The organism is Streptomyces sp. NPDC057486, from assembly GCF_042802415.1.
GTDB lineage: Bacteria > Actinomycetota > Actinomycetes > Streptomycetales > Streptomycetaceae > Streptomyces > Streptomyces yanii.
This window is the reverse complement of the sequence record NZ_JBHVEE010000060.1, coordinates 42,425-55,040: the sequence shown is the minus strand read 5'-3', so window position 1 is coordinate 55,040 and position 12,616 is coordinate 42,425. Positions and strand designations below refer to the sequence as shown.

Genomic DNA, 12,616 nt, shown 5'->3' with positions numbered 1-12,616 from the left:
GTGGCAGCTCGGCTGCCACCCGCCGCCGGTGCGGCCGACGTCACTTGCCGACGTTGAAGCCCTGTTCGGTGCCGTATGCGCGGGAGGCGTCCTGCCACTGGGTGAGCCCGTCGGCCAGCCGGGTGCCCGAAGAGTAGGCCTTGCCCACCTTGTCGTTGAAGATGGAGTTGGCGTACGCCTGGAACGGCAGGTACGACCAGTCGTCCGCGACATTGGCCGCCGACTCGGCGAAGACCTTGTTGGCCTGCTGCCCGCCGAAGTAGTCGAACGTGGCGTTCAGGAACTCCTTGGACTTGAGGTCGGCCGTGGTGGCCGGGAACGCGCCGTTCTTGATGCGGGACTTCACACCGGCACCGGCGTTGGCGTACTCCAGGAAGGCGTACGCGAGGTCCTTCTTGCCGCTCTTCTCGGGGATGGCCAGCGAACTGCCGCCGTTCTCGGCGCTCGCCGGGTCACCCGCCTTCCACTGGGGCAGCGGAGCGGCCCGCCAGGACCCGGCGGCGTCGGGGGCGCCCGACACCAGGTTGGCCGGCATCCAGGCGCCGGTGGCAAGGGTGGCGATGGTGCCGTCCGACAGGCCCTTGTACCACTCGTCGCTCCAGCTGCTGACCGGTGCCAGCAGGTCGTCGTCGAGGAGCTTCTGCCAGGTCCTGGTGTAGGTGGTGGTTCCCGCGTCGGAGAAGTCGATGGACACGTCCGTACCCTTGACACCGTAGGGGCGTCCGCCGGCCTGCCAGATCAGACTGGTGGTGAATCCGGCGTCGCCGGTGTCGTTGGCGATGTAGGCGTGCGGATCGGCCTTGTGCAGCTTCCGGGCCGCTTCGACGTACTCGTCCCACGTGGCCGGCACCTTGATGTGGTGCTTGTCGAAGACGTCCTTGTTGTAGAAGAGCGCCATCGGGCCGGAGTCCATCGGCAGCGCGTAGACCTTGCCGCCGTCCTCGACCGCGTTCCACGGTCCGGGCGAGTAGCTGCTCGACAGCTTGCCCGCGCCGAGACCGGACAGGTCGGTGAGGGACTTGGCCAGCGAGAACTGACCCAGTGCGTAGTACTCGATCTGGGCGACGTCGGGCACGCCGGAGCCGGCCGAGATCGCGTTCTGGAGCGCCTTGTACTGGTCGTCGCCGGTACCCGCGTTGACCAGCTTGATCTTGACCTTGGGGTGCTCGGCCTCGAAGTCCTCGGCCACCTGCTTCAGGGTGGGCTCCCACGCCCAGACCGTGATCGTGCCACCCTTTTCGAGCGCTGCCTGCGGGTCGCCCGCGCCGTCGGTGCCGGAGTCGGAGGAACCGCAGGCCGTCAGACCGAGTGCGAGCGTGAGCACGCAGGCCACTCCAGCGGCTCTCGCGGTACGGCGTGCCTTCTTGATCATCTGTGTTGTCTCACTTCGTTGTCGGTGAACAGCCGGGAACGAGAGGGAAATCGGTGGTGCGGTTCACTCCTTGACGCTTCCGGCGGCCAGTCCCGACTGCCAGTGCCGTTGGAGGAGCAGGAATGCGGCGATCAGCGGGACGATGGTGAGGAGCGATCCGGTGATCACGAGGTTGAAGACGGGTTCACCGCCCGCGGTGGACGCCTGGTCGTTCCAGGAGCTCAGGCCCAGCGTGAGCGGGTACCAGTCCGGATCCTTGATCATGATCAGCGGCAGGAAGTAGTTGTTCCAGGTGGCGACCATGGTGAACAGGAGCACCGTGACGATGCCCGGGGCGAGCAGGGGGAGGCTCACGGTGAAGAAGGTGCGCAGCTCGCTCGCACCGTCGATGCGCGCAGCCTCCAGCAGCTCCACGGGGATCGCGTCGGCGGCGAAGACCCACATGAGATAGAGGCCGAACGGGGAGATCAGCGAGGGGATGATCACCGCCCAGGGCGTATTGGTCAGCCCCATCTGACTGAACATCAGGAACGTCGGTACGGCCAGCGCCGTGCCGGGGACCGCCACCGCACCGATAACCACGGCGAAGATGGCGCGCTTTCCCGGGAAGTCGAACTTGGCGAGTGCGTAGCCGCCGAGCACGGCGAGGAACGTCGCTCCACCCGCGCCCGCCACCACGTAGAGCAGTGTGTTCAGCAGCCACCGGACGAAGACGCCGTCGTCGTACGTCAAGGTGTCGCCGATATTGCTCCACAGCGCGAAATCGTCGTCGAACCACAGGCCGAACGAATGGAGCAGTCCCTGCTGGGTCTTGGTGGCATTGATGGCGAGCCAGACGAGCGGGACCAGTGCGTAGACCAGCATCAGGCCGGTGAGCACGGTGAGCAGGACACTGCGCCGGGGCCGTCCGCCCGCGGACTTCGCGTGCGGCGTGCGCAACGCGGAGGCCCGGCGCGGGCGGAGGCCCTCCGACAGAGGGGCTGCGGTCGGTGCGGAGGCTCCCATCGTCACGCTTCCTTTCGCATGCCGCGCAGTTGCACGGCGTAGGCGATGATCATGGTGAAGATGCCCATGAGAATCGCCACCGTGGCCGCGTAGTTGTGCTGCTGGCCGGAGAAGGCCAGCGAGTAGGTGTAAAAGTTGGGCGTGAAGTACGTGGTGATCGCGTTGGGCGCCAGGTTCTGCAGGATGCTCGGCTCGTTGAACAGCTGGAAGCTGCCGATGATCGAGAAAATGGTGGCGACGACCAGGGCGCCGCGGATGGCGGGAAGCTTGATCGCGGTGATGACCCGGAGCTGTCCGGCACCGTCGATCTCCGCGGCCTCGTACAGCGAATGCGGGATCACCCGCAGCGCGGCGTAGAAGATCAGCATGTTGTAGCCCATGAACTCCCAGGTCACGATGTTGCCGATGGAGGCGAGGATCAGACCGGGGGAGAGTGGGTCGGGCAGCGAGACACCGAACGTGTCGTTGATGTTGCCGACCAGCCCGAAGCGCGTGCCGTACATGAACGCCCACATCAGGGAGGCGACCACGGCGGGCACGGCGTACGGGAGGAAGATCGCGATGCGGAAGAAGTTCCTGCCGTGCAGTCGGCCGCTGTCCACGGCCAGGGCGACGAGCAGCGCGAGCCCCAGCATGACCGGCACCTGAATCAGCAGGAAGAGGCTCACCCGGCCGAGTGCCGACCAGAACTGCGGGTCCTGCATCGCACGGCTGTAGTTGTCCAGGCCGACGAACGAGGTGCCGCCGACGAGCTGGGCGCGGAAGAGGCTCAGGTAGACCGAGTATGCGATCGGCGCCAGGAACACCAGGGCGAAGACCGCGACGAAGGGGCCGACGAAACCCCAGCCGACCCATGCTCGCCTGCGGTGGGGCCCTCGGGGCGGCGGGGCTGGGCGGCCCGCCGTGGCAGGCGGTGACAGCGTCGTCATGCGGTTTCCTCGCTGGTCGTACCGGGGACCTGGAATCGGGCGGAAATAGGCGCAGATGTGCCAGGGCGAGCGGTGGAGGGGGTGCAGGATGTTTACGTAAACATCGCGCGGTGAGATGCTTACACTCCTCTCGGAGGGCGTCAAGATTTACATCGATGTCACTTGACCCGCCGAAGACGAAACGTGAGGCCACGGGTGGACCAGATGATCGGCAGCGCAGGCACGGGCGACCGGGCGGCGGCATCGGGCCCGGCCGACGGGGCACGTCGCCAGCGGCGGGTCTCCATGGCCGACGTCGCCCGGCGGGCCGGTGTGTCCTCGCAGACCGTCTCGCGGGTCTCCAACGGGCACCCCGGCGTCGTCGACACCACGCGGCGCCAGGTCCTCGCCGCGATGAAGGAGCTCGGCTACCGGCCGAACAGCGCCGCCCGGGCCCTGAAACGAGGCGAGTTCCGCACGATTGGCATCATCACGTTCTCGCTCTCCAGCACGGGCAACGTGCGCACCCTCGAAGCCATCGCGACCTCGGCGGCCCAGCACGGCTACGCCACCACCCTTCTCCCCGTGGCGATCCCCACCCAGGACGAGGTCCGCGGAGCCTTCACGCGCCTCGGCGAGCTGGCGGTGGACGCCATCATCGTGATCATGGAGGTTCATCTGCTCGACGCGGCCACCGTGTCACTGCCGCCCAACGTCGGGGTGGTGGTGGCGGACTCGGACGCCGGGGACCGCTACAGCGTCGTCGACACCGATCAGGCCGGCGGCGCCCGGGAAGCGGTACGGCATCTCCTCGACCTCGGCCATGAAACGGTCTGGCATCTGGCGGGCCCCGAGGAGTCGTTCGCCGCGCAGCGCCGGACCGACGCGTGGCGGGCCACGCTCCAGGAGGCCGGTCGGGACGTGCCGGCACCGCTGCGCGGTGACTGGTCGGCGGAGTCGGGCTACCGGGCCGGACTCCGCCTCGCCCAGGAGCCGGACTGCACGGCGATCTTCGCGGCCAACGACCAGATGGCGCTGGGGGTGTTGCGGGCGCTGCACGAGTCCGGACGGACCGTACCCGACCAGGTCAGCGTCGTCGGGTTCGACGACATCCCGGACTCCGGCTCGTTCGTACCACCGCTGACGACGGTGCATCAGGACTTCGGCGAGGTGGGCAAACGCTGTGTCGAGGGCGCACTGCGGCAGATCGGATCGGACGCGGAGGAGCGGGGCACGACGTTGGTTCCGACCAGATTGGTGATCCGCCGGAGCACGGCGAAGCCCCCGGCGCCGGTCGGCTGACGCAGCCGGCGGCCGACGTCGCCGGGACCAGCTCGGTCCGGCGCAAAGTCCCAGAGCGGTCCCACGGGTGATGCCGCGCCCGTTCCCGCCCGCACTTTTACTGGCCGGGGTGGACGCCGTGACATGTCCCGATCCGGAATTCAGATGTCGCGGAACTTGCATCGCAGCGCTGCAACCCAAGGGGATGCACCCTCAGATGCCACTGAGCAGCACGGAGTGGTTGTTGCTGGTCGTCGCCGGTCGTCGTGGGCTGCCCTCATACGGGCCCGGGGCGGCCCGGGAACTTCGAGCCGGGACATCGCCAGTTTGAGAGACGCTGACCATCTCGATGCCAGGGAGACCCGTGGGGCTCACTCCGGCACCCGCCGTTGACCGCTGTTCCCCGCCCCGCCTGACACGCATCCGGCACGCTCGCCGTGGACCAACAGGGGAGCCGGTGTCAGCGGTTGGTCCCCTCGGAGATCTGCCGGGCCAGCTCGTCGACCACGTGCGGCACCATCGGGTGAGCCCCTTCTTCCTCCAGGGCGAGGACAAGGGCCTGCCGGACTGTTGAGTACGGCTGCCCCGTGTGCGTCGCTCGCGTACGGTCGACGCCTCGTTCCATCTTCTTCAGGAACGCCGACACCGCAGGCATGGCCTTCTCGTACTCGCTCGGGTCCGCAGTCATGGTCAGAGCCGACCAAATGGGCAGGCCTCCGTCAACCGCGCCGGAGCACTATTGCCGGGAGGGGCACTGGCCTGGAAGATCGCGCAACTGGATGGGGGCTGACCCGACGAGACTCTGACCTGCGCGTTCCGCGGGCGGTCGCTGTCGTTCCCCGTCCGGTACTGCTGGATCGGGCACGCGGAGGGCACGCACGGCTTGCTGCCGCGCCGGCAGCCCTGGCCTCGTCCGATGTCGCATGTGCCGGAAACCGGCCGGCGGGTGCCGCACGGTCGCCATCACGGTCGTACAGGCACAGGATGGACGTAACGAAGCTGGCAAGCGACTCAGCATTCGCCGGGACGCGGCAGTCGGAAGGAGGCACGACACCATGCCCCAGTTCATGGATGTCCACCACGGAATGAAGGGCCTCACGGCCGACCAGTTGAAGGAAACCCACAAGGCCGACCTGGACATCGAGAAGGAGGAAGGCGTCCACTTCGAGAAGGCCTGGGCGGACCCGGAATCCGGGATCGTCTACTGTCTCTCTGAGGCCCCCTCGGCTGAAGCGGTCCAGCGCATTCACGAACGCGCTGGTCACCGGGCCGACGAGATCCACCCGGTCCCCCTGACCGTGTGAGAAAAGCCCTCTGCCTATGGAGAACCTCAGGCGGGGGCAGCGGCGGCGGCTGTCGATGGGCGCGGATCCGCAGGCCGCGTGGTCGAGTCCGCCCGGCCGGTCGCCGAGCACCACAGCCGGACCGGCTCCGGGTTCCTGTCGCCCGGTGGGTGCTCGGCCTGGAGGCGGATCAACGTGCTGCGCAGGACGGGCAGTTCCTCCTTCGAACGTGAGGCCGTCAGCCACATGGGCCGGCTGCTCAGGAAGCGTCTCGGTCGCCAGTGACCGTCCCCGTTGATGTCACTTCTGGGTGTCGAAGGCCCCCAGCCTCGACCGGCTGGGGGCCTTCGACGCGGGGGAGGACGTCAAAGCTCTTCGGAGTACCTCGGCCACGGCGATCCAGGCCTCACCCTATGGACCTGCACCCACCCCATGCCGAACGGCCAGGCGCGAGCGAGGCTGGCCGTCGACAGCGTCTTCCGCGAGGGCGGAGACACCGACGACGGCCCACAGACGGCCCAGGAGGTAGCAAAGGCGTCCTGACCTGCGGCTGAATCAAATGTCGCGGAAGATCTCGATCTGCGCGCCCACCGAGTTGAGCCGTTCCGCCAGCTCCTCGTAACCGCGGTTGATCACATACACATTGCGCAGTACCGAGGTCCCCTCGGCCGCCATCATCGCGAGCAGTACGACCACGGCGGGCCGCAGCGCCGGCGGGCACATCATCTCGGCCGCGCGCCACCGGGTGGGGCCCTCGACCAGGACCCGGTGCGGGTCCAGGAGCTGGAGCCGGCCGCCCAGGCGGTTGAGGTCCGTCAGGTAGATCGCGCGGTTGTCGTAGACCCAGTCGTGGATGAGCGTCTTGCCCTGCGCCGAGGCGGCGATGGCCGCGAAGAACGGCACGTTGTCGATGTTGAGACCGGGGAACGGCATCGGGTGGATCTTGTCGATCGGGGCCTCCAGCTTGGAGGGCCGGACCGTCAGATCGACCAGTCGGGTACGGCCGTTGTCCGCCGGGTACTCCGTCGTGCGGTCGCAGTCGACGCCCATCTCCTCCAGCACCGCGAGCTCGATCTCCAGGAACTCGATCGGTACCCGGCGGATCGTCAGCTCGGACTCCGTCACCACGGCGGCGGCGAGCAGGCTCATCGCCTCGACCGGGTCCTCGGAGGGGGAGTAGTCGACATCCACATCTATGTGGGGGACACCGTGCACGGTCAGCGTCGTCGTACCGACGCCGTCGACCCGTACGCCCAGCGCCTCCAGGAAGAAGCACAGGTCCTGGACCATGTAGTTGGACGAGGCGTTGCGGATGACGGTCGTGCCGTCGTGACGGGCGGCGGCCAGCAGGGCGTTCTCCGTCACCGTGTCGCCGCGCTCGGTCAGCACGATGGGCCTGTCCGGGGTCACCGAGTGGTCTATCCGGGCGTGGTAGAGACCCTCGGTCGCGGCTATCTCCAGGCCGAACCGGCGCAGCGCGATCATGTGCGGCTCGATGGTCCGGGTGCCGAGGTCGCAGCCGCCCGCGTACGGCAGCTTGAACTGGTCCATGCGGTGCAGCAGCGGGCCGAGGAACATGATGATGGACCGGGTCCGCCGGGCGGCGTCCGCGTCGATGGCGGCCATGTCGAGCCGGGCCGGCGGGACGATCTCCAGATCGGTGCCGTCGTTGATCCATCGGGTGCGCACACCGATGGAGTTCAGCACTTCGAGGAGGCGGTAGACCTCTTCGATCCGGGCGACCCGGCGCAGTACCGTGCGGCCCTTGTTGAGCAGCGAGCCGCAGAGCAGGGCCACGCACGCGTTCTTGCTGGTTTTGACATCGATCGAGCCGGAGAGCCGACGCCCGCCGACGACCCGCAGATGCATCGGCCCGGCATAGCCGAGCGACACGATCTCACTGTCGAGTGCTTCACCGATACGGGCAATCATCTCAAGGCTGATGTTCTGATTGCCGCGCTCGATGCGGTTCACGGCGCTCTGGCTGGTGGCGAGCGCCTCCGCGAGCTGGCTCTGAGTCCAGCCCCGGTGCTGACGCGCGTCACGTATGAGCTTGCCGATGCGTACGAGGTAGTCGTCTGACATGGCGCCAGGTTATCTCAGATATGAGATGAAGATCGGATGGGGGTGTGGCATTCGGGTGATGGGTGTGGTGAGAGCAGGTGAGGAGGGGAAGGGTGGGGGATGGTGGGGGAGGTGGGCGATGACGGTTGCCGGGCCGGCCCCGTTTCCGATTTCGGGTACCTGCCGGCCGTTCCCATCGTCCGCCCGGTGCGGCGGTCCGGCACGCGGGGTGCGTCCGTGCGGGTGGCGCCGGAGCGCGCCGCGCGCATCCGTGCGAGTGCCACACCGCGGACAGCGCGATCCTGCCCGGGCTCGACGGGTGTCGCCGAGTCGGTGCGCCCCGCCCGGGGCGAGCGTCTGTGTTCGCATCTCGTCCGCCGCGGCGCCCGGATCGCCGACGCTGTGGCGCGCGACTGCTTCGTGGCGCCCTGGCGCAGTGTGTCCGGCCTCCTGTTCCCGCCCCTGAGAGCATCGGCACAGCGGCCCGGCGCCCGGGGGATGTGCCGGGCGGGAACGGTCGGCTTCCATGACGCCGAAAACGAAGACTGCCACCGCGTCCGCGAAAGACTGCCCCCGCGTCCTCGAATGAGCCGAAGGCGGCACGCTCGTCTCCGTATTCAAAGAAGTAATAAATACCTGCGGACACGCAGCGGCACCGAGTAACGGGATGCCTTGCGCCCGCAACACTGTGATGTCCACTCATCCGCGACGTGGAAGGTGCTCACTCCGGGAGAGAGCGAGGCGCCGATCGGCCGACCAGGAGTGATTGACATTGGAAAAGTCTGAATTGCTCACCGGCGTGAACGCCGGCATCGATCGCTCTGTGATGAAGAAGCTGCCGGAGGTCACCCTGGCCTTCTGGATCATGAAGATCGCCGCGACGACGCTCGGCGAGACGGCCGGCGACCTGTTCGCCCAGACCCTCGGACTCGGCTACTTCCTCACTACGGTCGCGCTGTTCCTGATCTTCGTCGTCACGCTGGTCGTGCAGCTGAGGTCCACCCACTACAACCCCTTCTTCTACTGGACCGTCATCCTGTCCACCAGCATGGCCGGCACCACGATGTCCGACTTCATGAACCGTGACGCCAGCGCCGCATACCTGTCCGGCGGGACCACGTCGCTGGGCTGGGGGCCGCAAGGCCTGGGACTGGGGTACCCCACGGGAGCCGCGATCCTGATCTCGCTCCTGATTGCCGTCTTCGTCGTCTGGAAATTCACCGGGCTGACGTTCTCCATCCGCGACATCGTCACTTTCCGCGGGGAGGCTCTCTTCTGGTCGGCGATTCTCGTCTCGAACACGCTCGGCACTTCCATGGGTGATTTCCTGTCCGACAGCTCCGGACTCGGCTATGCGGGTGGTGCGCTTCTCGTCACCGGGCTGCTCACGGTGCTTCTCGCACTCATGCGAGTGCCTTTCGTGCCGAACGTCCTGCTGTTCTGGATCGCGTTCGTGCTCACGCGCCCGCTCGGGGCCACCGTCGGCGATTTCCTCACCAAGCCTGTCGCCAAGGGGGGTCTCGACCTCGGGACGGTGGGCTCGTCGATCGCGCTCCTCGCGCTCCTCCTGGGCCTCGTGGCCCATGCCCGTGCGCAGGAGCGGAGGAGCGCCGTGTCGCGCAACGAGGTCCTGGCCGAGGACTCCTGAGTGCGGCCGGGACCGGGTCGGGCGGCTGCCGTGCGTTGCCGGGCGGACGACTGCCGTGCCGCAGTGCCGTGCCGAGGGGGTCCGTGTGGGAGTGGGCCGCTTTCTGCGGGCGGCCGGGCATGACCGTTCAGCGGTGATGTACTAGAGTTATCTCGACATCGAGATATCTGCCGAAGGTGCACCGCAGCCGCCGAAGGGTAAGGGTTACCTAACTAAGCCTTACCTCAGCGGATGGTCGAGGAGCCGTAGGCGGCACCACGCGGCGCCCGCCGGAATGAGGCGCGGCGCGGTAGTACGCGCACATTGATGAAGGAGACTGTCGTGTCGGCGAACAGCTTCGACGCCCGCAGCACGCTGCGCGTGGGCGACGAGTCGTACGAGATCTTCAAGCTGGACAAGGTCGAGGGCTCCGCGCGCCTCCCTTACAGCCTGAAGGTGCTGCTGGAGAACCTGCTCCGCACCGAGGACGGCGCGAACATCACCGCCGACCACATCCGGGCGCTGGGTGGCTGGGACTCCCAGGCCCAGCCCAGCCAGGAGATCCAGTTCACGCCGGCCCGCGTGATCATGCAGGACTTCACCGGTGTTCCGTGTGTCGTGGACCTCGCCACCATGCGTGAGGCCGTGAAGGAGCTCGGCGGCGACCCGGCGAAGATCAACCCCCTCGCGCCGGCCGAGCTGGTCATCGACCACTCCGTCATCGCGGACAAGTTCGGCACCAACGACGCGTTCGCGCAGAACGTCGAGCTGGAGTACGGCCGCAACAAGGAGCGCTACCAGTTCCTGCGCTGGGGCCAGACCGCCTTCGACGAGTTCAAGGTCGTCCCCCCGGGCACCGGCATCGTCCACCAGGTCAACATCGAGCACCTGGCCCGTACGGTCATGGTCCGTAACGGCCAGGCGTACCCCGACACCCTCGTCGGCACCGACTCGCACACCACCATGGTCAACGGCCTCGGCGTGCTGGGCTGGGGCGTCGGCGGCATCGAGGCCGAGGCCGCGATGCTCGGCCAGCCGGTCTCCATGCTCATCCCGCGCGTCGTCGGCTTCAAGCTGACCGGTGAGCTGAAGCCCGGCACCACCGCCACCGACCTCGTGCTGACCATCACCGAGATGCTCCGCAAGCACGGCGTCGTCGGCAAGTTCGTCGAGTTCTACGGTGAGGGCGTCGCCGCCACCTCCCTCGCGAACCGCGCCACCATCGGCAACATGTCGCCGGAGTTCGGCTCCACCGCCGCGATCTTCCCGATCGACGACGAGACGCTGAAGTACCTGCGCCTGACCGGCCGTGACGAGCAGCAGGTCGCGCTCGTCGAGGCGTACGCCAAGGAGCAGGGCCTCTGGCTCGACCCGGCCGCGGAGCCGGACTTCTCCGAGAAGCTGGAGCTCGACCTCGCCACGGTCGTCCCCTCCATCGCCGGCCCGAAGCGCCCGCAGGACCGCATCGTCCTCGCCAACGCCTCGCAGCAGTTCGCGCAGGACGTCCGCAACTACGTCTCCGAGGACGAGGAGGCCGGCAAGGAGTCCTTCCCGGCGTCCGACGCCCCGGCCTCCGTCAACGGTGTGCCGTCGCGTCCGACCACGGTCACGGCCCCCGACGGAACGACGTACGAGATCGACCACGGCGCCGTCACCGTCGCCGCGATCACGTCCTGCACCAACACCTCGAACCCGTACGTCATGGTCGCCGCGGCGCTCGTGGCCAAGAAGGCGGTCGAGAAGGGCCTGACCCGCAAGCCGTGGGTCAAGACCACGCTCGCCCCGGGTTCCAAGGTCGTCACCGACTACTTCGACAAGGCGGGCCTGACCCCGTACCTCGACAAGGTCGGCTTCAACCTCGTCGGCTACGGCTGCACCACCTGCATCGGCAACTCCGGCCCGCTGCCGGAGGAGGTCTCCAAGGCGGTCAACGAGCACGACCTGGCCGTGACCTCGGTGCTCTCCGGCAACCGTAACTTCGAGGGCCGGATCAACCCCGACGTCAAGATGAACTACCTGGCGTCCCCGCCGCTGGTCGTCGCGTACGCCATCGCCGGTTCGATGAAGGTCGACATCACCAAGGACGCCCTGGGCATCGACCAGGACGGCAAGCCGGTCTACCTCGCGGACATCTGGCCCACCGAGGCCGAGGTCAACGACGTCGTCGCCAACTCCATCGGCGAGGACATGTTCAACAAGTCCTACCAGGACGTCTTCGCGGGCGACGCCCAGTGGCAGGCGCTGCCGATCCCGACCGGCAACACCTTCGAGTGGGACCCGCAGTCCACCTACGTGCGCAAGCCCCCTTACTTCGAGGGCATGACGATGGAGACCACCCCGGTCTCCGACATCACCGGCGCCCGCGTGCTGGCGAAGCTGGGCGACTCGGTCACCACCGACCACATCTCCCCGGCCGGTGCGATCAAGGCCGACACCCCGGCCGGCAAGTACCTGACGGAGCACGGCGTCCAGCGCCGCGACTTCAACTCGTACGGCTCGCGCCGCGGTAACCACGAGGTCATGATTCGCGGCACGTTCGCGAACATCCGCCTGCGCAACCAGATCGCCCCGGGCACCGAGGGTGGCTACACCCGCGACTTCACCCAGGCCGATGCCCCCGTGTCGTTCATCTACGACGCCTCGCAGAACTACCAGGCCGCCGGCACCCCGCTGGTCATCCTGGCGGGCAAGGAGTACGGCTCCGGCTCGTCCCGCGACTGGGCCGCCAAGGGCACCGCGCTCCTCGGCGTCAAGGCCGTCATCGCCGAGTCGTACGAGCGCATCCACCGCTCGAACCTCATCGGCATGGGCGTCCTCCCGCTCCAGTTCCCGGAGGGCGCGACCGCCGAGGCACTCGGCCTCACCGGCGAGGAGACCTTCTCCTTCACCGGCGTGACCGAGCTGAACAACGGCACCACGCCGCGCACGGTGAAGGTCTCCACCGACACCGGTGTGGAGTTCGACGCGGTCGTCCGCATCGACACTCCCGGCGAGGCGGACTACTACCGCAACGGCGGCATCATGCAGTACGTGCTCCGCAGCCTGATCCGCAAGTAAGGTCCGGCAGCAGCAGGAA

General features: G+C 67.7%; 9 protein-coding genes. 4 read left to right on the top strand and 5 right to left on the bottom strand.

The window, feature by feature from the left end; genetic code table 11:
* Window positions 1-40: 40 nt before the first annotated feature.
* The 3 genes from ACFU6I_RS26075 to ACFU6I_RS26065 all read right to left on the bottom strand — a co-directional run bounded on the left by ACFU6I_RS26075 (window position 41) and on the right by ACFU6I_RS26065 (window position 3,306).
* Window positions 41-1,372, bottom strand: a complete 1,332-nt coding sequence (locus tag ACFU6I_RS26075) for an ABC transporter substrate-binding protein (protein WP_384371060.1) — start codon at window positions 1,370-1,372, stop codon at window positions 41-43.
* Window positions 1,373-1,435: 63 nt separating this feature from the next.
* The gene (locus ACFU6I_RS26070) at window positions 1,436-2,377 is read right to left on the bottom strand and encodes a carbohydrate ABC transporter permease (protein WP_384371058.1); all 942 of its coding nucleotides are present in this window, start codon (window positions 2,375-2,377) and stop codon (window positions 1,436-1,438) included.
* Window positions 2,378-2,379: 2 nt separating this feature from the next.
* On the bottom strand, window positions 2,380-3,306 hold the full coding sequence (locus ACFU6I_RS26065) for a carbohydrate ABC transporter permease (RefSeq protein ID WP_266980355.1): 927 nt from the start codon (window positions 3,304-3,306) through the stop codon (window positions 2,380-2,382).
* Window positions 3,307-3,591: 285 nt separating this feature from the next.
* Between ACFU6I_RS26065 and ACFU6I_RS26060 the strand changes: the two genes are divergently transcribed.
* Window positions 3,592-4,587: a LacI family DNA-binding transcriptional regulator gene (locus ACFU6I_RS26060; RefSeq protein WP_384371064.1), complete on the top strand. Its 996-nt coding sequence runs from the start codon at window positions 3,592-3,594 to the stop codon at window positions 4,585-4,587.
* A gap of 439 nt (window positions 4,588-5,026) precedes the next feature.
* Here ACFU6I_RS26060 and ACFU6I_RS26055 read toward each other — a convergent pair whose 3' ends face one another.
* Window positions 5,027-5,254 carry a hypothetical protein gene (locus ACFU6I_RS26055; RefSeq protein ID WP_345514115.1) on the bottom strand — a complete coding sequence of 76 codons (228 nt, stop codon included), beginning with the start codon at window positions 5,252-5,254 and terminating at the stop codon, window positions 5,027-5,029.
* A 367-nt stretch (window positions 5,255-5,621) separates the two neighbouring features.
* Between ACFU6I_RS26055 and ACFU6I_RS26050 the strand changes: the two genes are divergently transcribed.
* Window positions 5,622-5,870, top strand: coding sequence for an SCO4226 family nickel-binding protein (locus ACFU6I_RS26050; RefSeq protein ID WP_384371056.1), 249 nt, complete (start codon window positions 5,622-5,624; stop codon window positions 5,868-5,870).
* A 534-nt stretch (window positions 5,871-6,404) separates the two neighbouring features.
* Here the strand turns inward: ACFU6I_RS26050 and ACFU6I_RS26045 are convergent.
* A complete protein-coding gene (locus ACFU6I_RS26045; protein WP_266980305.1) occupies window positions 6,405-7,934 on the bottom strand; it encodes a UDP-N-acetylglucosamine 1-carboxyvinyltransferase in 1,530 nt (509 codons plus the stop codon).
* A gap of 751 nt (window positions 7,935-8,685) precedes the next feature.
* Here ACFU6I_RS26045 and ACFU6I_RS26040 point away from each other — a divergent pair.
* On the top strand, window positions 8,686-9,561 hold the full coding sequence (locus tag ACFU6I_RS26040; RefSeq protein ID WP_384371054.1) for a hypothetical protein: 876 nt from the start codon (window positions 8,686-8,688) through the stop codon (window positions 9,559-9,561).
* Between the two features lie 321 nt (window positions 9,562-9,882).
* The gene (gene acnA, locus ACFU6I_RS26035; protein WP_384371052.1) at window positions 9,883-12,597 is read left to right on the top strand and encodes an aconitate hydratase AcnA; all 2,715 of its coding nucleotides are present in this window, start codon (window positions 9,883-9,885) and stop codon (window positions 12,595-12,597) included.
* Window positions 12,598-12,616: the final 19 nt, after the last annotated feature.